Annotated in this window: 22 protein-coding genes; 11 read left to right on the top strand and 11 right to left on the bottom strand. The window is 75.6% G+C overall.

The window, feature by feature from the left end:
• Positions 1 to 26: 26 nt before the first annotated feature.
• Complete coding sequence (locus ACI79Z_RS19095; protein ID WP_387992749.1) at positions 27 to 179, top strand: hypothetical protein; 153 nt, start codon at positions 27 to 29, stop codon at positions 177 to 179.
• Positions 180 to 182: 3 nt separating this feature from the next.
• Here ACI79Z_RS19095 and ACI79Z_RS19090 read toward each other — a convergent pair whose 3' ends face one another.
• The 3 genes from ACI79Z_RS19090 to ACI79Z_RS19080 form a co-directional block, all read right to left on the bottom strand.
• A complete protein-coding gene (locus ACI79Z_RS19090) occupies positions 183 to 554 on the bottom strand; it encodes a VOC family protein (protein WP_456903505.1) in 372 nt (123 codons plus the stop codon).
• 157 nt (positions 555 to 711) lie between these two features.
• Positions 712 to 1,293, bottom strand: coding sequence for a hypothetical protein (locus tag ACI79Z_RS19085; RefSeq protein WP_456903504.1), 582 nt, complete (start codon positions 1,291 to 1,293; stop codon positions 712 to 714).
• A gap of 85 nt (positions 1,294 to 1,378) precedes the next feature.
• Positions 1,379 to 2,341: a LysR family transcriptional regulator gene (locus ACI79Z_RS19080; protein WP_387992743.1), complete on the bottom strand. Its 963-nt coding sequence runs from the start codon at positions 2,339 to 2,341 to the stop codon at positions 1,379 to 1,381.
• Between the two features lie 109 nt (positions 2,342 to 2,450).
• Here ACI79Z_RS19080 and ACI79Z_RS19075 point away from each other — a divergent pair, with 109 nt between their 5' ends.
• The 6 genes from ACI79Z_RS19075 to ACI79Z_RS19050 are packed head-to-tail and all read left to right on the top strand — an operon-like array spanning position 2,451 to position 8,497.
• Complete coding sequence (locus ACI79Z_RS19075; RefSeq protein WP_387992740.1) at positions 2,451 to 3,461, top strand: cyclase family protein; 1,011 nt, start codon at positions 2,451 to 2,453, stop codon at positions 3,459 to 3,461.
• A 10-nt stretch (positions 3,462 to 3,471) separates the two neighbouring features.
• Positions 3,472 to 4,602, top strand: a complete 1,131-nt coding sequence (locus ACI79Z_RS19070) for an FAD-dependent oxidoreductase (protein ID WP_387992737.1) — start codon at positions 3,472 to 3,474, stop codon at positions 4,600 to 4,602.
• Positions 4,603 to 4,616: 14 nt separating this feature from the next.
• Entirely contained in the window at positions 4,617 to 5,555 is a 939-nt protein-coding gene (locus ACI79Z_RS19065; RefSeq protein ID WP_387992734.1) for a VOC family protein, read from the top strand.
• Positions 5,555 to 6,538: a fumarylacetoacetate hydrolase family protein gene (locus tag ACI79Z_RS19060; RefSeq protein WP_387992731.1), complete on the top strand. Its 984-nt coding sequence runs from the start codon at positions 5,555 to 5,557 to the stop codon at positions 6,536 to 6,538. Before ACI79Z_RS19065 ends, ACI79Z_RS19060 begins: the two co-directional genes overlap by 1 nt.
• Positions 6,535 to 7,299, top strand: coding sequence for an SDR family NAD(P)-dependent oxidoreductase (locus ACI79Z_RS19055; protein WP_387992728.1), 765 nt, complete (start codon positions 6,535 to 6,537; stop codon positions 7,297 to 7,299). Before ACI79Z_RS19060 ends, ACI79Z_RS19055 begins: the two co-directional genes overlap by 4 nt.
• Before the next feature lie 13 nt (positions 7,300 to 7,312).
• Positions 7,313 to 8,497 carry an alpha/beta hydrolase family protein gene (locus ACI79Z_RS19050; protein ID WP_456903503.1) on the top strand — a complete coding sequence of 395 codons (1,185 nt, stop codon included), beginning with the start codon at positions 7,313 to 7,315 and terminating at the stop codon, positions 8,495 to 8,497.
• Positions 8,498 to 8,634: 137 nt separating this feature from the next.
• Here ACI79Z_RS19050 and ACI79Z_RS19045 read toward each other — a convergent pair whose 3' ends face one another.
• Together ACI79Z_RS19045 and ACI79Z_RS19040 are read right to left on the bottom strand one after the other, a co-directional pair.
• Positions 8,635 to 9,516, bottom strand: coding sequence for a dioxygenase family protein (locus ACI79Z_RS19045; protein ID WP_387992722.1), 882 nt, complete (start codon positions 9,514 to 9,516; stop codon positions 8,635 to 8,637).
• A 3-nt stretch (positions 9,517 to 9,519) separates the two neighbouring features.
• Positions 9,520 to 10,227 (bottom strand): GTP cyclohydrolase II, encoded by a 708-nt coding sequence (locus ACI79Z_RS19040; protein ID WP_456903502.1) that lies wholly within the window; start codon positions 10,225 to 10,227, stop codon positions 9,520 to 9,522.
• An 88-nt stretch (positions 10,228 to 10,315) separates the two neighbouring features.
• Here ACI79Z_RS19040 and ACI79Z_RS19035 point away from each other — a divergent pair, with 88 nt between their 5' ends.
• Positions 10,316 to 10,822 (top strand): MarR family winged helix-turn-helix transcriptional regulator, encoded by a 507-nt coding sequence (locus tag ACI79Z_RS19035; RefSeq protein ID WP_387992716.1) that lies wholly within the window; start codon positions 10,316 to 10,318, stop codon positions 10,820 to 10,822.
• A gap of 19 nt (positions 10,823 to 10,841) precedes the next feature.
• Here the strand turns inward: ACI79Z_RS19035 and ACI79Z_RS19030 are convergent, their stop codons facing one another.
• Complete coding sequence (locus tag ACI79Z_RS19030) at positions 10,842 to 11,402, bottom strand: putative glycolipid-binding domain-containing protein (protein ID WP_456903501.1); 561 nt, start codon at positions 11,400 to 11,402, stop codon at positions 10,842 to 10,844.
• A 31-nt stretch (positions 11,403 to 11,433) separates the two neighbouring features.
• Complete coding sequence (gene mgrA / locus ACI79Z_RS19025; RefSeq protein ID WP_387992710.1) at positions 11,434 to 12,465, bottom strand: L-glyceraldehyde 3-phosphate reductase; 1,032 nt, start codon at positions 12,463 to 12,465, stop codon at positions 11,434 to 11,436.
• 163 nt (positions 12,466 to 12,628) lie between these two features.
• Here mgrA and ACI79Z_RS19020 point away from each other — a divergent pair, with 163 nt between their 5' ends.
• From ACI79Z_RS19020 to ACI79Z_RS19010, 3 genes are read left to right on the top strand one after another with little or no spacing between them, the layout of a single operon-like run.
• Positions 12,629 to 13,435, top strand: coding sequence for an alpha/beta fold hydrolase (locus ACI79Z_RS19020; protein WP_387992707.1), 807 nt, complete (start codon positions 12,629 to 12,631; stop codon positions 13,433 to 13,435).
• Between the two features lie 54 nt (positions 13,436 to 13,489).
• Positions 13,490 to 14,284, top strand: coding sequence for an SDR family oxidoreductase (locus tag ACI79Z_RS19015; protein ID WP_387992704.1), 795 nt, complete (start codon positions 13,490 to 13,492; stop codon positions 14,282 to 14,284).
• A complete protein-coding gene (locus ACI79Z_RS19010; protein WP_456903500.1) occupies positions 14,281 to 16,410 on the top strand; it encodes a phosphotransferase in 2,130 nt (709 codons plus the stop codon). The genes ACI79Z_RS19015 and ACI79Z_RS19010 overlap by 4 nt, the downstream gene beginning before the upstream one ends.
• Here the strand turns inward: ACI79Z_RS19010 and ACI79Z_RS19005 are convergent.
• From ACI79Z_RS19005 to ACI79Z_RS18990, 4 genes are all read right to left on the bottom strand, one after another.
• Complete coding sequence (locus tag ACI79Z_RS19005; RefSeq protein ID WP_387992698.1) at positions 16,395 to 17,372, bottom strand: NAD-dependent epimerase/dehydratase family protein; 978 nt, start codon at positions 17,370 to 17,372, stop codon at positions 16,395 to 16,397. The genes ACI79Z_RS19010 and ACI79Z_RS19005 overlap by 16 nt on opposite strands.
• A gap of 347 nt (positions 17,373 to 17,719) precedes the next feature.
• Positions 17,720 to 17,962 (bottom strand): hypothetical protein, encoded by a 243-nt coding sequence (locus ACI79Z_RS19000; protein WP_456903499.1) that lies wholly within the window; start codon positions 17,960 to 17,962, stop codon positions 17,720 to 17,722.
• On the bottom strand, positions 17,959 to 18,615 hold the full coding sequence (locus tag ACI79Z_RS18995; protein WP_387992868.1) for an ATP-dependent Clp protease proteolytic subunit: 657 nt from the start codon (positions 18,613 to 18,615) through the stop codon (positions 17,959 to 17,961). The genes ACI79Z_RS19000 and ACI79Z_RS18995 overlap by 4 nt, the downstream gene beginning before the upstream one ends.
• A gap of 39 nt (positions 18,616 to 18,654) precedes the next feature.
• Entirely contained in the window at positions 18,655 to 19,548 is an 894-nt protein-coding gene (locus ACI79Z_RS18990; RefSeq protein WP_456903498.1) for an SDR family oxidoreductase, read from the bottom strand.
• Positions 19,549 to 19,601 lie beyond the last annotated feature (53 nt).

Raw genomic sequence — 19,601 nt, 5'->3', positions numbered from 1 at the left:
GCCGCAGCCGTCCCCCGGAGGTCCCCGTGCTGCGTCTGCTCGGTCTGCTGCTGGTCGTCTGGCTGGTCGTGACGATCGTCGGGTGGGTCGTCGAGGGGCTGTTCTGGCTGGTCCTCGTCGGCCTGGGGCTCCTGCTCGTCACCGCCGCCCTCGGCATGCGGGAGCGCACCCGCCGCTGAGCCTCAGGCCGGCGCCCGGGCGCGGCTGCTCAGCACGAACCGGTTGCCGTCCGGGTCCGCGAACACCGCCTGCCGGCCCCACGCCTCGGTCGTCAGCGGCCCCTCGAACGGGACGCCCGCACCGGTCATCCGCGCGTACTCGGCGTCGACGTCGTCGACCTCGAACACCAGGCCCTGCAGCGAGCCCGGCGGCATCCGGTCGAACCAGGTGACCAGCGTCAGCGAGGTGCCCGAGCCCGGCGTGCCCACCTGCACCCAGCGCATGCCGGGTGCGAACTCCGCGTCGCGCAGCACCGCCAGGCCGACCTGGCCGGTCCAGAAGCGCAGCGCGGCGTCCTGGTCGGTGACGGGCACGGAGACGACGGTGACGTCCACGGGGACCTCCTCGGGCGCGGGGCGCCCAGTGCACCGCCCCCGCACCCCGGAGGTCCAGGGGTGCGGGGGCGGTGCCGGGCGGGCCGGTCGGTGCGCGCGGCCACCGCGGTGCCGAGCGAGCTGATCGCGCCGACCGCTCCGATGGTGCCGGTGGCGGTCACGCCGATCGCGTCGAGCTCGAACGACAGCTCGACGACCAGGACGTGGAACACCAGCCCGCCGAGCAGGGTGACCCCGACCGGCGCGGCCAGCCGGGCCCAGGGCAGCGCGGGCAGCCTCTCCGAGCGGGCGGCCGGGGTGGGCTGCCGGACGAACCGCGCCGCCGCGACGGCCAGCGGCAGGCTGACGGCGGAGAGCCGGAACGGCGTCCGCCACGAGTGCGACCCGGGCGCGCCGCCGAGGGCGAGGAACAGCAGGCGGCCACGGTGGTGAACACGACCTGCAGGCCGGAGCAGCGCTCCCGCCGCGGGCCCGAGGAGTAGTCGGCGAGCAGCGCGCCGACCAGCAGCCGCTCGCGCCCGACCCGGTCGACGATCCGGCCGGCGACCCTCGCGGTCAGGCCGATGACCAGCGCCGGCGCGGTGAGCACCACCGGGGTGAGCGTCTCGACGCCCGACGTGCCGGCGAAGGCGTCCTGGATGCGCGGCAGGACCGGGGCCTGCGCGCGGCCGGCCGGGCGGCCGGTGGCGGGGTCGACGGCCACCTCGTCGGTGAGGGGTCCGGCGTCGCGGACCGACACGGGCGTCTCCGGGGAGGACGGGCGCCGGTCCCGTGACCGGCGTCACGGGACGGCGGGTGTCGGTACCGCCCGCCCGGAGCGGAGATCACTTCTCCCGGGGTGCCGTATCAGCCAGGTCGATGCCCTCCCGCCCGCCCGGTGGGACGGCGAGCTCCGTCGCCCGGGAGACGACGTCGCGCAGGTACCGGTGCTCGGGGTCGTCGTCGTACACCGGGTGCCACCACATCGCCTCGACCAGCGGCCCGGCCTCGAACGGCGGCGGCAGCGCCCGGATGCCCGAGCCGAGCGGCAGCAGGTCGACCAGCCGGCGCTGCAGCAACGCGATCCGGTCGCTGCCGGCCACCAGCGCCGGGACGGTCAGGAAGCTCTCGTTGACCACCTGCACCCGCGGCTCGATGCCGAGCTGGCGCATCTGCCGCGCGGCGGGGGTGGACGCCGTCTGCCCGTGGTAGGTCGCGACCCACGGCAGCTCCTCGAGGTCCTCGACGGTGAGCCCCCGCTCGGCCACGGGGTTGTCGGCGGCGACCACGCACACCCACTCGTCGCGGTAGAGGTCACGGTGCGGCAGGTCGGCGGCGAACCCGTGCGGCAGCAGCATGAGGTCGGTGGTGAGCAGCGCCGAGGACGCGGTCTCCACGATCGCCGGCGAGTGCGGGGTCAGCCGCAGCCGGGTGTGCGGCGCCTCCTCGGCGAGCAGCGCGGCGATGGTGTCGCCGAGGACGACGACGACGTAGTCGCTCACCAGCACGGAGAACTCGCGGGTCGACGACGCGGGGTCGAACCCGGGCTGGGCGGTGAACACCCGCTCGACGCCGCTGAGCGCCACCCGCACCAGCTCGCGCAGCTGCACGGCCAGCGGGGTGAGCCGGTACTCGTTGCCGACCCGGGTGAGCAGCTCGTCGCCGAAGTGGCGGCGCAGCCGGGCCAGCGACGCCGACAGCGCCGGCTGGGACAGCCCCATCTGCGCCGCGGCCCGGGTGACGCTGCGCTGCTGGAGCAGGGCGTCGAGGGACACGAGCAGGTTGAGGTCCAGGCTCGCGAGGTTCACGACGCCGACGGTATCGGCGCCGTCTATGACCCCCATCAGACATCTCGTCTTCCCTCCCCCGCCCGGGGTGACGGACCGTGGTCCGCGTCACGACGAAGGAGACGCGACCGTGCCCGACCGCACCTGGCTGGACCCCGCCGAGCTCGACCGCACCGACCCCGAGACGGCGATCAAGGCCGCCGCCGAGCGGTGCTCCAACTGGGGCCGCTGGGGCGCCGACGACGTGCTCGGCACGCTCAACTTCCTCACCGAGGACAAGCGCCGCGAGGGCGCCGCGCTGGTCCGCCGCGGCGCTGCCTTCTCGCTGTCGCAGCGGTTCGACGCCGACGGCCCGCAGAAGGGCTGGCGCCGGCGCACCAACCCGGTGCACACGATGCTCGACACCGGCACCGACGCCGAGCGCGGCGTGCAGGGCTTCCCGCACGGCATCGGCGGCGCTGATGACGTGATCGCGATGCCGCTGCAGGCGTCCACCCAGTGGGACGGCCTCGGGCACATCTTCGACCACGGCAACGCCTGGAACGGCCGCCGCGCCGGCGACGTCGTCACCAGCCTCGGCGACGCCGTCACCGGCATCGAGACCGTCGCCGACCGGATCGCCGGCCGCGGCGTGCTGCTCGACGTCGGCCGCGCGATCGGCACCGACGGCGAGCTGCCGGACGGTTTCGCCATCACCCCCGACCACCTCGAGGCCACCATCGCCGCCCAGGGCGGGTCCGCCCGGGTCGGCCGCGGTGACCTGCTGCTGGTGCGCACCGGCCAGCTCACCCGGGCCCGCCGCTCGGTCGCCGCCGGGCAGGGGTGGGGCGACTACGCCGGCGGTCCCGCGCCGGGCCTGAGCTTCACCACCGCCGACTGGCTGCACGCCACCGAGATCGCCGGCGTCGCCACCGACACCTGGGGCTTCGAGGTGCGGCCCAACGAGTTCGACGTCGCCTTCCAGCCCCTGCACCAGGTGTGCATCCCGAACATCGGGCTGTTCCTCGGCGAGCTGTGGGACCTCGACGCCCTCGCGGCCGACTGCGCCGCCGACGGCGTGTGGGAGTTCTTCCTCACCGCCGCCCCCCTGCCCGTGACCGGCGCCGTCGGCGCCCCCGTCAACCCGATCGCCGTCAAGTAGGAGGCCCCCGATGCCCGCCGTCAGCAACGTCCTGGTGGTCGGTGCCGGCCTCGCCGGCGCCGCCACCGCCATCCGCCTGGCCGAGGCCGGCGTCGCCGTCGAGCTGGTCGAGATCAAGCCGGAGGTGACCGCCCTCGGCTCCGGGATCACGCTGCAGGGCAACGCGCTGCGCGAGCTACGCACCCTGGGCGTGTGGGAGCGGGTGTCCGCCGCCGGGTACGCCTTCGACGTCACCGGCATCCGGGCGCCCGACCCGGCCGGCACCGTCGTCGCGGAGGTCCCCGACGCGAAGACGGGCGGCCCGGACCTGCCCGCCGTCATGGGGATGTCGCGCCCGGAGCTGGCGCGCATCCTCACCGACCGCGCCGCCGAGGTCGGCGTCAAGGTCCGGTTCGGGACGACGCACACCGAGCTGCGCCAGGACGCGACCGGCGTCGACGTCGCCTTCGCCGACGGCTCGACCGGCCGGTACGACCTCGTCGTCGGCGCGGACGGCCTGCGCTCGTGGACCCGCCGGGCGCTCGGCATCGAGCTGGAGACCAAGCCGGTCGGCATGGGCATCTGGCGCGCGTTCGGCCCGCGGCCGGCGAGCGTGACCCGCACCGACCTGTACTACGGCGGGCCGTCGTTCATCGCCGGCTACTGCCCGACCGGCGAGGACTCGCTCTACGCCTACATCGTGGAGCCGGCGCAGGACCGCTCGACGCTCACGCCCGAGGAGCAGCTGGCCACCATGCGGCAGCTCGCCGCGGCCTACCACGGTCCGTGGGACGACGTCCGCGAGACGCTCACCGACCCGTCCCGGGTGAACTACACCTGGTTCGAGACCCACGTGCTGCCCGCCCCGTGGAACCGCGGCCGGGTGGTGCTGGTCGGCGACGCCGCGCACACCTGCCCGCCCACCATCGCCCAGGGCGGCGCGCAGGCGCTCGAGGACGCCTACGCGCTCACCGACCTGCTGCTCACCCGGTCCGCGCTGGACCAGGACCTGTGGGACGCCTTCACCGCCCGCCGCTTCGACCGCGCGAAGACCGTCGTCGACGCCTCCAACCAGCTCGCCCAGTGGCAGCTCGACCACGTGCAGGGCGACATCCCGGGCCTCATGCGCTCGATCGCCCAGCTCGTCGCCCAGCCCGCGTAACCCAGGGAGACCCCATGACCCAGCGCCTGATCACCCACCTGCGGCACGTCGACCTGGCCGTGCCCGACTTCGCCAAGCAGCTCGACTTCTTCTCCGGCACCTGGGGCCTCAAGGCCGAGCACTCCGACTCGGGCCTGGCCTTCCTCGCCGCCGAGGGCAGCCCGGAGCAGTACGTCGTCCGGCTGCGCGAGGCCACCGACAAGCGGATCGACCTGATCAGCTTCGGCGCCAAGGACCGGGCCGACGTCGACACCCTGGCCGGGAACCTGGCCCGCGACGGCGTCCAGCTGGTGCACGAGCCGACCGACCTGCAGACCCCCGGTGGCGGCTACGGCTTCCGGTTCTTCGACAACGAGGGCCGCACGATCGAGGTCAGCGCCGACGTCGCCGTGCGGCAGCACCGCGCGATCGAGGAGGGCGAGTCGATCCCGGTGCGGCTGTCCCACGTGGTCATCAACTCCGCCGACCCCGAGGGCACCCTTGCCTTCTACGAGAAGCACCTGGCGTTCTCGCTGTCGGACACCCTGATGCACCCGCGGATGGGCAACATGATGTGGTTCATGCGGACCAACGCCTGGCACCACTCGATGGCGATCGCCCGCGGTCCGCACGCCTCGCTGCACCACGCCTCGTTCGAGCTGCGCGGCCTCGACGAGTACATGCGCGGCACCGGCCGGCTGCTGCGCCAGGGCGTGGAGAAGATCTGGGGCCCGGGCCGCCACCTGGCCGGCAACAACACCTTCTCCTACTTCCTCGACCCGCACGGCAACACCGTGGAGTACACGACCGAGCTCGAGGTCCTCGACGAGGACACCTGGCACCCGCACGTCTACGACTTCAGCAACCCCGAGGTCAGCGACCAGTGGGGCACCGCGAACGCGATGAACGAGTTCGTCGCGAGGAAGTCGTTCAACGACCCCGACAAGGGTCTGTTCGTCGCTCCCCCGGTCTGATGCGGTTCGCCACCTGGTCCTCCGGGGGCGCGGTGCGGGCCGGCGTCGTCAGCGACCTCCCCGACGGCACGGCCGGCCTGCACGCCCTGCCGGAGGGGACGACGGTCCTCGACCTGGTCCGCGCCGGCCTGCCCGCCGCGCTGTCGGCCGGCGAGGAGGCGCTGCGCGGCCCGGCCGTGCCGCTGGGGTCGGTCCGCCTGCTGCCGCCGCTGGAGGCGCCGACCGTGCGCGACTTCGTCGCGTTCGAGGAGCACGTCGAGGGCGTGCGCAAGGCGATCGACGGCGTCGCCGGCGTGGTCGACGAGTGGTACCAGGCGCCGACGTTCTACTTCACCAACCCGTACGCGCTGGTCGGCGCGCACGACGACGTCGCGGTGCCGCCGGGCTCGCAGCGGTTCGACTTCGAGCTCGAGGTGGCGGTCGTCGTCGGCCGGGACGGCGCCTCGCTGACGCCGGAGCAGGCCCGCGAGCACGTCTTCGGGTACACGGTGCTCAACGACTGGTCCGCGCGCGACCTGCAGGCCCGCGAGATGAAGGTCAACCTCGGCCCGGCCAAGGGCAAGGACTCCGCCACCACGCTCGGCCCGTGGCTGGTCACCGCCGACGAGCTGGAGCCCTTCCGGGACGACGAGGGCTTCCTCGCGCTGGACATGCGGGTGTCGGTGAACGGCACCGAGGTCGGCCAGGACCTGCTGTCCAACATGGGCTGGCCGTTCGAGGAGCTCGTCTCCTACGCCTCCCGCGGCACCGAGGTCCGCGCCGGCGACGTGCTCGGCTCGGGGACCTGCGGCAACGGCGGCTGCCTGGCCGAGCTGTGGGGCCGCCGCGGCGAGGCCGCTCCCCCGCCGCTGCGGCCCGGCGACGTCGTGGAGATGACCGTCGAGGGCATCGGCACCATCCGCAACCGGGTGGTCGAGGGCGTCGACCTGCCGCCGGTGCGGGCCGCCCGGCCGCGGCCGCGCACCCGCAAGCGCCCGGCGTGAGCCTGACCGGCCGGGTCGTCGTCGTCACCGGCGCGGCCCAGGGGCAGGGCGCGGCCGAGGCCCGGCTGCTGGCCGCCGAGGGCGCGACCGTCGTCGCCACCGACGTGCAGGACGGCCCCGCCGAGGACCTCGGCGGGGCGGCCTACCGGCGGCTCGACGTCACCGACGCCGCCGGCTGGGCCGCGCTGGCCGAGGACCTCCGCGCCGAGCACGGCCGGGTGCACGGGCTGGTCGCCAACGCCGGGGTCACCTGGCGGGCGCGGCTGGCCGACCTCGCCCCCGCCGACCTCGCCCGGGTGTCCGAGGTCAACGTCACCGGGACGCTGCTCGGCATCCAGGCGCTCACCCCGCTGATGACCGGCGGCGGCTCGGTCGTCGTCGTCGGCTCGGTGGCCGCGCTGACCGGGCACTTCCCGGTCGCCTACACCGCGTCCAAGTGGGCGCTGCGCGGGCTGGCCAAGGCGGCCTGCCTAGAGCTCGGCCCGCGCGGCATCCGGGTCAACACGATCCACCCCGGCTACGTCGAGACGCCGATGACCGCCTCGGCGGCGCCGGCGTTCCGCGCCGCCAACGTCGCCGAGACCCCGCTCGGCCGCACCGGCACCGTCGACGAGGTGGCGCCGCTGGTCGCCTTCCTGCTCGGCGACGGCGCCTCGTTCATCACCGGCGCCGAGATCCCCGTCGACGGCGGGATGACCGCCCACGGCGGCGTGAAGTCGATCAGCGACGCCGTGTCCGCCGCGGCGCCGGCCGCATCCTGAGAGGAACCGCCCCGTGTTCGAGTACTTCCCCACCGGTCCCTACACCTGGAACCTCGGCGTCGTCGCCACGCTGAACTCCGGCGGGCTCATCGACGAGGTCGACCGCGCCTGCCGGCCGATCAAGGACGCCGCGAACGCCGGCGAGGACGCCGGGACGCCGGACTTCCTGCGCGCCTGGACCGCGCTGACCGACCAGCTCGTCGGCCAGGCGGAGGCGGCCGAGAAGGCCGGGCACGTGCGCACCGCCGGGCAGCTGTGGTTCCGCGCCAGCAACTACCTCGCGCAGGCCGAGCGGATGCTCGCCCACTCCGACCCGGACCGGGTGCCCACCTACCGGCGGATGCTGGAGATCGCGCAGAAGGCGTTCGACACGCACAGCCCGCGCGTCTCCCGCGTCGCGGTCCCCTACGAGGGGACGACGCTGCCGGCCTACTTCTCCCAGGCGCCGGCCGCCGACGACGGCCCGGTCCCGGTGGTGGTGCTGGTCAACGGGCTGGACTCCACCAAGGAGCACATGTACGCCTCGAACCACTGGGAGGAGCTGGCCGCGCGCGGCATCTCCTGCCTGATGCTCGACCAGCCCGGCACCGGCGAGGCGCTGCGCCTGCAGGGGCTCACCGCGCGGGTCGACACCGAGGCGTGGGCCGGCGCCGCCGTCGACTGGCTGGAGCAGCGGTCCGACGTCGACGCCTCCCGCATCGGCATCGTCGGCTGGTCGCTGGGCGGCTACTACGCCCCGCGGGCCGCCGCGTTCGAGCCGCGGTTCGCCCTGTGCGTGGCGTGGGGCGCCAACCACGACTGGGGTGCGGTGCAGCGGCGCCGCCGTCAGCGCGAGGGCGAGCGGCCGGTGCCGCACTACTGGGAGCACGTCCTGTGGGTGTGGGGCGTCGACGGCGACGAGGACCACCTCGACGCGTTCCTCGACTTCGCCGACCAGGTGACCCTCGAGGGCGTCGTCGAGCGGATCCGCGTGCCGTTCCTCGTCGCGCACGGGGCCAACGACCGGCAGATCCCGCTGGAGATGGCGCACCGGTCCCACGACCAGGCGGTCAACTCGCCCAAGCGGGAGCTGCGGGTGTTCACGCCCGAGGAGGGCGCGACCGAGCACATCGGCCTGGACCACCTGCCGTTCGTGAGCACCTTCATCGCCGACTGGGTGGCCGACACCTTCGCCGAGCTGGGCGCCCAGCGGGCCTGACCCCGCCGGTCGTCGACCTGCTGCCGTCTCCGGGGCGCCGAGACGGCAGCAGGTCGACACCGGGTGCGAGTGGTCAGCGACGGGGGTCTCGGGTGCCCGATGACCCCGGTGACCGGCCACTCGGCGACGACCGGGCGCTACGCCACCTGGAACGAGCGCTTCGCGAGGCCGATGAAGAAGCCGTCGATCGCGGTGGTGACGCCGGCCGTCGGGTCGGTCGCGGCGCCGAGGGTGACGAACAGCGGCGTGAAGTGCTCGACCGTCGGGTGGGCGTAGCGCAGGCCGGGCGCCCGGAGCCGGAAGCGGGCGAGCTCCTCGACGTCGCCCCGGGCGAGCGCGTCGGCGGCCCAGGCGTCGAAGTCCGCCGACCAGCCGGGGACGGCGCCGCCGAGCATCTCGCGGGTCAGGTACGGCAGGCCGTGGGTCATGAAGCCCGACCCGACCACCAGCACGCCCTGCTCGCGCAGCGGCCGCAGCCGCTCCCCCAGCGCCAGCAGCGTCGCCGTGTCGTGCGTCGGCAGGCTCAGCTGCAGCACCGGGACGTCGGCCTCCGGGTACATGACCTTCAGCGGCACCCACGCGCCGTGGTCGAGGCCCCGGCCGCGGTGCTCGTACACGTGCGCCGCCTCCGGCAGGACGGCGAGCAGCTGCCGCGCCAGCTCGCCGGACTCCGGGGTGTCGTAGCGCATCCGCGAGTACATCGGGTCGAAACCGCCGAAGTCGTAGACGAGCTCGGTGGGCACGGTGCTGGTGATGCCGAGGGAGTCGGACTCCCAGTGCGCGCTGACGATGAGCACCGCCCGCGGCCGGGGCAGTGCCCGGGCCCAGGCGGCCAGCTCGCGCATCCAGGCGGCGTCCTCGAACAGCGGCGGCGCGCCGTGGCTGAGGTAGAGCGCCGGCAGCGGGCCGTCGTCCGGCGTCCAGGGGCGGTGCTGCCCCAGCCCGGCGACGTGCCGCAGGTGCGCGGCGAAGGGGTGCCGGGGGTCGACGAGCGCGTCCGCGGCGGCGGTGGGGTGCACGGGTCAGCCCGCCAGCGGGAGGTCGAGGGTGTGCAGGTCCAGGGTGTGCAGGTCCAGGGTGTGCTGGGTGTGGTCGCGCTTGACGGCGAGGTAGCGGGCGTTGGCCGCCGACAGGTGGACGCCGGTGGGCACCCGCTCGGTGACCGCGACGCCGAGCAGCTCGAGCTGCGCGGCCTTGTCGGGGTTGTTCGACAGCAGCCTGACCCGGTCGGCGCCGAGCGCCTGCAGCATCTGCGCGGCGGCCGTGTAGTCGCGCTCGTCCTCGCCGCGGCCCAGCGCCCGGTTGGCCTCGTAGGTGTCCAGGCCGGCGTCCTGCAGCGCGTAGGCGTCGAGCTTGGCGTACAGGCCGATGCCGCGGCCCTCCTGGCGCAGGTACAGCAGGAAGCCGCCCTCGTCCGCGATCCGCTCGGCGGCCTCGCGAAGCTGCGGGCCGCAGTCGCAGCGCTGCGAGCCGAGGACGTCGCCGGTGAGGCACTCGCTGTGCGGGCGCACCAGCGGCGCCTGCCCGCCGGCCGCCGAGCGGGTCAGCGCGCCGCGCCAGTCGCCGAGACCCAGCAGCAGGTGCTCCCGGCCGTCGGCCAGCCCGTCGAAGGTCACCACCTCGGCCGTCGTGGCGTACCCGTCGGCGAAGCGCAGCGGCACGGTCACCCGGGTGCGCACCGTCGCCGAGGGGACCGGGGACACCAGGTCCGGGTCGAGGGAGAGGGTCACTGCGGCCTCCACGTCACTTGTACCTACAACCGATGACCCTAGTCCCCGTTGGTTGAAGCGACAAGCACCCGGGTGGGACGATGTCGTCGTGGGACCCCGGTGGCTGGACGACGACGAGATGCGGGCCTGGCTGCGCCTGGTCGCCGTCGTCGAGCTGCTGCCCGGCGTGCTGGACGGCCAGCTCCGCCGCGACGCCGGGCTGACCCACTTCGACTACCACGTGCTCGCGATGCTGTCCGAGGCGCCGGAGCGCACGCTGCGGATGACCGAGCTGGCCACCCGCACCAACGCCACGCTCCCCCGCCTGTCGCACGTCGTGCGGCGGCTGGAGGAGCGCGGCCTGGTCGAGCGGGCGCCGTGCCCCTCCGACGGGCGGGCCACCAACGCCCGGCTCACCGACGCCGGCTGGACCAAGGTCCGCGAGACCGCGCCCGGGCACCTGGCGACGGTGCGCGAGCACGTGATCGACGCGCTGACGCCGGAGCAGGTCGGCCAGCTCGCCGACGTCGCCGGGGCGCTCCTGGAACGGCTCGACCCGGACGGCCGCCTGGCCACGGGCCTGGCGGCGGCGGAGGCGCGCGGCCGGGACCGGTGAGTCCGCGGCCGCCGCGGAGTCAGCCGGCGACGCGGGTGGCCATGCCGGTGTAGTCGACGACCAGGCCGTCGTCGTCGACGGTGAGCTCGAAGGCGCCGTGCGCGTCGTCGGAGTACCGCCACCGCAGCGGGCCCAGCCGGCGGTAGGTCTGGTCGACCCGCGTCACCCCCAGCGCCGGCACGTCGACCCAGGCGACCGGCGTCGTCACCTCCTCGCCGACGCCGAGGTCCGCCAGCCGCCGGATCGGGAGGGTGTTGGTCAACGGAGTGGCGGCGACGTCGACGTCCACGCACCCGTCGAGCTCCGGGGCGCGCTCGCCGTCGACGGTCCACCGGCGGTGGTCGTCCGCCGACAGGGCCAGCCGGCGCTCTCCGGCGGCGGACACCGACGAGACCTCGACCGCGCGGGTGGCCCACGTCTCGTCGAGCCGCACGCGGAACGTGCAGGCGAGGACGGTCCCCGGGCCCGCCAGCACCTCGGTGCCGTGGAGCAGCCAGCCGCCGTCCCGCCGCTCGACGCGGGCCAGGCTGTGCCCGGCGTCCTCGTCCGTCCGCCGCCACGCCACCACCCGGGGGTCCATGCGCGGAGGCTAGGCGCGGCCACCGACGGACTCAGGCGGTGCGGGCGCCCTCCCACAGGTCGATGCCGGCGTCGACGGCGTGCCGGTCGATGCGGGCGAGCTCCTCGTCGCTGAAGTCCAGCCGCTCGAGCGCGCCGACGTTCTGCTCGAGCTGGGCGACGCTGCTGGCGCCGATGAGCACGCTGGTCACCCGCGGGTCGCGCAGCGCCCAGGCCAGCGCCATCTGCGCCAGCGACTGCCCGCGCTCGGCCGCCAGCTCGCCCAGCGCGCGGACGTGCGTGATCGCCTCGTCGGTGAGCAGGTCCGGCGACAGCGACTTGCCCTGGCTGGCCCGCGAGCCCTCGGGGATGCCGCCGAGGTACTTGTCGGTGAGCATCCCCTGCGCCAGCGGCGAGAACGCGATGCAGCCGGCGCCGACGTCGGCGAGGGTGTCGAGCAGGCCCTCGGTCTCGATCCAGCGGTTGAGCATCGAGTAGCTGGGCTGGTGGATCAGCAGCGGCGTGCCGAGGTCGGCGAGGATCGCGGCGGCCCTCGCGGTGTCCTCCGGCGAGTAGGAGGAGATGCCGGCGTAGAGCGCCCTCCCCGACCGGACGGCGGTGTCCAGCGCCCCCATCGTCTCCTCGAGCGGCGTCGTCGGGTCCGGCCGGTGCGAGTAGAAGACGTCGACGTAGTCCAGGCCCATCCGCCGCAGCGACTGGTCGAGGCTGGCGAGCACGTACTTCCGCGAGCCGCCGCCCTGGCCGTAGGGGCCGGGCCACATGTCCCAGCCGGCCTTGGTGGAGAGCACCAGCTCGTCGCGGTAGGGGCGGAAGTCGTCGCGCAGGTGCCGGCCGAAGTTGGTCTCCGCGCTGCCGTAGGGCGGGCCGTAGTTGTTGGCCAGGTCGAAGTGCGTGATGCCCAGGTCGAAGGCCCGGCGGAGGATGGCGCGCTGGCGGTCCAGCGGCACGTCGTCGCCGAAGTTGTGCCACAGCCCCAGGCTGATCGCCGGGAGGTCCAGGCCGCTGCGGCCGGTCCGGCGGTAGGTCATCGAGTCGTAGCGGCCCTCGGCTGCGGCATACGTCATGACGACGATCCTGCCCGGCACGCGGGGAGCCGAACCGGGCGCCCCCGGTGACGCAGCGCCGGGCCCTCCCCCGGGAGGGGGCGGGACCCCGCTGCACCGGGGCGACGGCGAGGACGATCACCGGCGCGGGGCCCGTCCGCCCGACCCGGAGGGAGGGGCCGCGATGCCCTTCTTCGACGGCACCCGGGGCCGCGTGCACCACGACGCCTGGCTCCCCGACGGCGACGCCCGCGCCGTCGTCGTCCTCCACCACGGCGACTTCGGCGAGCACCTGGGCCTCTACGCGCCCCTCGGCCGGCGGCTGGCCGCCGACGGGATCGCCGTGCACGCCCTGGACGCGATCGGCCACGGCCGCAGCGACGGCGCGCGCGATCTGATGCTCAGCCGGGACGACCAGGCCGACGACCTCCGCACGCTGGCCGCGATCGCCCGGGCCCGGCACCCCGGCCGGCCGCTGGTGCTGATGGGCCACTCGGGCGGGGGCGTGGCCGCGCTGCTGCTGGCCCAGCGGTCCCCCGACCTGGCGGAGGCGCTGGTCGTCTCCGACCCGCCCGCCCTCCCCGTGCCGGTGATCGAGGCGATGCTCGCCGGGGAGGTCGAGCCCCCGGACCCGGCGGAGGTGTTCAGCACCCACCCCGGCTATCTGGAGGCGCTGCGCACCGACCCGCTGGTGAACCGCGGGCCGGTGCCCCGGCAGACCCTGGAGGCGGTGGTCCGCTCGTGGTCCGCGGTGGCCGACGGGCTCGCCCGGGGCCGGCCCGACGTCCCGACGCTGGTCCTGCACGGCGGGGCCGACCCGGTCGTCCCGCTGGAGAACTCCCGCGCGCTGGTCGCGCGGCTGCCGCGGGCGACGCTGCGCACCTTCCCGGGCGACCTGCACGACGTCCTCAACGAGCACGACCGCGACGCCGTGCACGACGTCGTCGCCGCCTTCGTGCTGGCCCAGGTGCGTCCCGCCGTCCGGACCTGAGGCCGCCCGGGCCCCGGGCACCGGGCCGGGACCGGCCGGATCTAGCGTGCCCCGGTGCCCTCCTCCTCCCCCGGCCCCGGTCCGTCCTCCCCCCAGGCCCGCCCGGGCAGGGGCGTCGTCCTGGTCACCGGGGCGAGCTCCGGGCTCGGCGCGGAGATGGCGCGCCAGTTCACCGCCCGCGGCTGGGACCTCGCGCTGTGCGCCCGCCGGACCGACCGGCTGGACGCCCTCGCGGACGGGATCCGGACGGCGAGCGGCCGGCGGGTGGAGACGGCGGCGCTCGACGTCACCGACGCCGACGCCGTGCCCGCGGTGTTCCGCCGCTTCGACGAGGCCTTCGGCGGGCTCGACCGGGTGGTCGTCGACGCCGGCCTGGGCAAGGGCGCCCCGCTCGGCACCGGCCGCGCCGACGCCAACCGCGAGACGGCGATGACCAACTTCGTCGGCGCGCTGGCGCAGTGCGAGGCGGCGCTGGAGGTGTTCCGCCGGCAGCGCCGCGGCCACCTGGTGCTCGTCTCGTCGATGTCCGCGCTGCGCGGGATGCGGAGGGGCACGACCACCTACGCGGCCACCAAGGCCGGGGTGGCGGCACTCGCCGAGGGGCTGCGCTCCGAGCGCATCCCCGGCGTCGACGTGTCCGTGGTGTACCCGGGCTACATCCGGTCGGAGATGAACGAGCACGTGCAGCAGGCCACCCGGTTCAGGGTGGACACCGGGACCGGCGTGCGCGCGATGGTCGAGGCGATCGAGGCGCGCAGGGCGAAGGCGTACGTGCCGGCCTGGCCGTGGGTGCCGATCGGCGTCGCGATGCGGGTGCTGCCGCTCTCCGTCGTCCGGCGGCTCTCGTGACCGCCACCGACGCGCGCCCGGTCCGGGCCGAGGACGCCTTCGACGTCCCCGCCGTCGCCGCCTGGCTGGCCGCGCACGCCGACCCCGCGCGGGCCGGCGTCGACCTGTCCGCCGTCCCCGAGGTGCGCCAGTTCGCCGGCGGCGTCTCCAACCTGACCTACCTGCTGCGCTACCCCGACGGCGACCTGGTGCTGCGCCGCCCGCCGCGCGGGGAGCACACCGGCACCGCGCACGACGTCGCCCGCGAGTACCGCGTCCAGGACGCGCTGGGCCGGGTCCTCCCGCACGTGCCGCGCACCGTCGCGCTGTGCGAGGACACCGCCGTCATCGGGACGCCGTTCTCCGTCGTCCGGCGGGTCGAGGGGCCGATCCCCCGCCGCTCGCTGCCGCCGGGCGTGGACCTCGACCGGGAGCAGGTCGCGCGGCTGTGCCGCAACGTCGTCGACATGCTGGTCGACCTGCACGCGGTCGACGTGCGGGCCGCCGGGCTGGCCGGCCTCGACCGCGGCCCCGGCTACGTGCGCCGCCAGGAGGAGAACTGGACGAAGCGGTACGCGCGGGCCCGCACGCGGGACGTGCCCGCCTTCGCCCGGGTGACCGCGTGGCTGGCCGAGCACCAGCCCGCCGACCGGCCGCACACGCTGGTGCACAACGACTTCCGGTTCGACAACGTCGTCCTCGACCCCGCCGACCCCACCCGCCCGGTCGGCCTGCTCGACTGGGAGCTGGCCACCGTCGGCGACCCGCTGGTGGACCTGGCCAGCGCGCTCGGCTACTGGATCCAGGCCGACGACGGCCCGCTGATGCGCCGGTTCAGCCGCCAGCCCACGACGTTGCCCGGGATGATGACCCGCGAGCAGGTGGTCGCGTACTACAGCGCGCGGACCGGCCAGCGGGTCACCAACGCCGAGTGGGCCTGGTACGAGGTGTTCGGCCTGTTCCGCGTCGCGGTCATCGCCCAGCAGGTGTGGGCGCGCTACCGGGCGGGGCAGACGACGAACCCGGCGTTCCGCTCCTTCGGCCTCGCCGTCCGGCTGCTCGAGCGGCGCTGCCTGGCGGTGATCCGGCGGGCCGGCCGGCTCACCCCCGACCGCGCCGCGGCGCAGGTCGGCAGTCCGCTGCTCACCCGCCGCCGCATCCGGCCGCGCCGGTGGACGCCGCCGGCGTTCGCCGACCCCGGCCCGACCGCGCCGCTGCGTGTCGCCCGCCGGCTGCCGACCGGCGACTCCGGCCCCGAGGACGTGCTCTTCGACGACGCCGGCCTGGTGGTCACCGGGCTGCGCGACGGCAGCGTCGTGCGGATCGACCCGGTCACCGGCGAGCGGACGCCGGTCGGCCGGACCGGCGGCCGCCCGCTCGGGGTGGAGCCGCGCGCCGACGGCAGCGTGCTCGTCTGCGACCACGACCTCGGGCTGCTGCGGGTGGGCGTCTCGGGCGACGTGGAGGTGCTGGTGTCCGAGGTCGACGGCGAGCCGGTGACCTTCGCGAGCAACGTCGTCGCGGCGCCCGACGGGACGGTGTGGTTCACGACGTCGACCACCCGGTGGGACGTCGAGCACCACCTCGGTGACTTCTTCGAGCACTCGGCCACCGGGCGGTTGGTGCGGCGGGACCCCGACGGCACGGTGACCACGGTGCTGTCCGGGCTCGGCTTCGCCAACGGGCTGGTGCGGGCGCCCGACGGCTCGCACCTGCTGCTGGCCGAGACCTCCCGCTACCGGGTGCTGCGGTACTGGCTGACCGGGGAGCGCGCGGGCACGACCGAGCCGCTGGTGGAGAACCTGCCCGGCTTCCCCGACAACGCCTCGCTCGGCAGCGACGGGCTGCTGTGGGTGGCGATCGCCGCGCCGCGCAACGCGCTGCTGGACCGGCTGCTGCCGCTGCCGGGCGTGCTGCGGCTGCTGCTGTGGAACGTGCCGGAGCGGGTGCGGCCGGAGGCGACGCCGATCGCCTGGGTGATGGCGTTCGACCCGGTCGACGGCCGCCGGGTGCACGACCTGCGCGCCACCGACGCCGGCTACGGCTTCGTCACCGCGGTCGCCGAGCGCGGCGGCACGCTGGTGGCCTCCGGCCTGCACGAGGACGACGTCGTGGTGCTGGAGTCCCCCGGTCAGCGGACGGTGTAGGGGCCGGTCGGGACGGCGTGGTAGCCCTTCGCGCCGACCGTCCGCGCCAGCTCGCTGCGCGGCGGGCGCCCGGCGGCGAGGGCGTCGAGAGCGGCGCGGAAGTCCCACTCCGGCGTCCAACCGAGGTCGGCGCGGGCGGCGGCGTTGACGTAGACCCGGTCGATCGACGGGAACAGCCGCCAGCCCAGCCGCTCGTACAGCGCCGGGACGTCGGGGAAGAGCCGTCCGACGACGGCCGGGGCGTCGGTGCGCAGCTGCACCAGGTCGTCCCGGCCGAACGGCGTGGTGGCGCTGACGACGTAGCGGCCGAACCCGAGCGCCGGCGCGCGGTCGAGGGCGGCGCGGTGGGCGGAGACGACGTCGGCGAGGTCCACCCGCCGGTACAGCAGCTCGTTGACCTTCACGTTGTCGTCGGCGTAGGCGCTGCGGACGTCGTCGCTGTCGTCGCCCTCCGGGAAGAAGCGCGAGGTCCGCAGGACGACGACGGGCAGGCCGGTGTCGCGGGCGACGAGCTCGCAGAGGTCCTCGGCGGCGACCTTGGTGGCGCCGTAGACGTTGCGCACCCGCGGCGGCACGGCCTCGGTGACCCACGCGGCGGGCTCGCCGGGCGCGGGGGTCAGCGCGCGGCCGAAGGCGCTGGTCGTGCTGGTGGCCACCACCCGCCCGACACCGGCGGCCGCCGCCTCCTCGAGGACGGCCAGGGTCCCGGTGACGTTGGTGTCGACGAACGCCTGCCGGCCGTGCGTGCCGACGTGCGGCTTGTGCAGCGTGGCGGTGTGCAGCACCGCGTCGGCGCCGGCGAGGGCGTCCCGGACCGCAGCGCGGTCGGTAACCGAGGCGACGACGTCGGTCCACGGCGAGGGCAGCAGGTCCAGGCCGGCGACGTCGTCCCCGGCGTCGCGCAGCACGCGGACCAGCGCCTCGCCGAGGTGGCCGGAGCTCCCGGTGACGAGGACACGCACGCCCGCCACCCTGGCACGTCCCCGGCCGGTCCCCGCACGCGGACGGCCGCCCGGTCCTGGTGGACCGGGCGGCCGGACCGTTCAGCGCCGGCCCGATAGCCGCCTCTCGGCGAGTGGCCGCTCGCAGCGGCAGGAGGTGAGGCCCGGGGGCATGGACCGGACCGGCACCCTCTCCAACGCACCGTCCGCCGGGACATTCCCGGCCCCGCCTGGTGGGGCGGTGGGCTGGTCGTCGCGGTGAGGCCGGTGGGGGTGGTGACGGTGAGGGTGCCGTCGGCGGCCGACTCGTGCCGCCAGCCCGGTGCCGCAGGACGTGGCGGCAACGCATCCACAGGGGAGAGCGCAGGTCAGACGACCGCCCGTCGGTCCGCCCCGCGCCCCGGCTGCGCACCCGCACGGGATCCGGGCGACAGCAGCGCCGCCCGGGCGGCGAGGACGGCGGAGCGCTCGGCGAGAGCGGCGGCACGGGCGGCCAGCCGGCGGGCGCGGCGTCGGCGGGCCGCGGCGGCGACCCGGCGGTGGTGCCGCACCGACCGCCGGAGCTCGGCCGCGCGGGCGCCGTCGAGGGTCGCGGTGAGCCAGTCGGTCACGGCGCGCCCCACCCGGTGGGGACCAGCGCCGGGCCGGGCAGCGCCGCGGCCGAGGCGACGACGTGGTCGACCAGCCCGTAGGCGACGGCCTCCTGCGCGGTGAACCAGCGGTCCCGGTCGGAGTCCCGCTCGATCTGCTCCACGGTCTGCCCGGTGTGCAGCGCCTGCAGCTCGTCGAGGTCCCGCTTCAGCCGGCGCAGCGCCTCGGCCTGGACGGCGACGTCGGACTGCGTGCCGCCGAGCCCGCCTGAGGGCTGGTGCACGAGGATCCGGGTGTGCGGCAGCGTGAACCGCTTGCCCGGCGTGCCGGCGGTCAGCAGGAACTGCCCCATCGAGGCCGCCGTCCCGAACGCGTAGGTGGCGACGTCGCAGCCGATCGCCTGCATCGTGTCGAAGACGGCCATCCCGGCGGTCACCGAGCCGCCGGGTGAGTTGACGTAGAGGTGCACGTCGCGTCGCGGGTCGTCGGCCGCGAGCAGCAGCATCTGCGCGCACAGGCGGTTGGCGACGTCGTCGTCCACCTCGCTGCCGAGCACGACGATGCGCTCGCGGAGCAGGCGGTCGGCGACGGCGTCGTGCAAGGACGGGGAGCCGGTCGGGGTCTGCACGGTCGGTACCTCCTGGGCCGCCGGGGTCGGACGGCCGCAGTCAATCGGGAACGCAGCAGGAATGCGCCCCCGAATGGTCCCGTTTCACCATTCGCGCAATTCTTCCGCTGTCGGCGGAATGGCGCGGGCGGCTCGGTCGCCGGCCCGCAGCAGCTGCTCGAACGGCGTGGCCGGATGACCGGTCAGGCCGGGGACGGCGCTGCTCACGGCGGCCATCTCCCCGGCCGCGATCGCGGTGTACGTCGACACCCACGCCTCGACCTGCCAGTCCGGAGCGCCGTAGGAGGCGCGGGAGGCGAAGGCCTCCTCGACGGTCTCCGCGTGGTACCGGACCGGGCGGCCGGTGACGGCGGTGATCGTGGCCGCGACCTCGGTGAGGGTGAGCGCCTCCGGACCGGTGAGGTCGTAGGTGCGCCCGGCGTGGGCGGCGGGCTCGCGGAGGACGGCGACCGCGGCGTCGGCGACGTCGTCCTGGGCGACCGCGGCGACCCGCCCGTCGCCGGCCGGGCCGCGGATCACGCCGTCCTCCCCCACCAGGCCGGGCAGGAAGTCGGCGTAGAGCGCGTCGCGCAGGAACGTGGAGCGCAGCCCGCGGGCGCGGACGTGCTCCTCGGTGGCCCAGTGGTCGCGGGCGAGGGTGAAGGTCGCGTCCGGGGCGGCGCCCTGGAACGACAGGTAGACGAGGTGCCGCACGCCGGCGGCCGCGGCGGCGTCGACGAAGGCGCGGTGCTGGTCGACCCGGTCGGCGGACTCCGACGCCGACACCATGAAGACGGTCCCCACGCCCTCCAGCGCCCGGCGGACGGCGTCGCCGTCGGCGTACGGCGCGACGACGGTGGTCGCGCCCGGCAACCGCGGCGCGCGGGACGGGTCGCGGACCAGCAGGCGCTGCGGGACGCCGGCGGCGGACAGCCGGCGGGCGACCCGGCCCCCGACCTGTCCGGTCGAGCCGGTGACGGCGACGGGGCTCGGGCTCAACGCGACTCCTCGGGGTGGGTGCGGACGTCGCCCGATCCTCGCCCGGGCGGCGT

The sequence above is a fragment of the Geodermatophilus sp. SYSU D00663 genome (assembly GCF_054050655.1).
The sequence above is the reverse complement of the archived record's forward strand: the minus strand, read 5'-3'. Positions and strand labels throughout refer to the sequence as shown.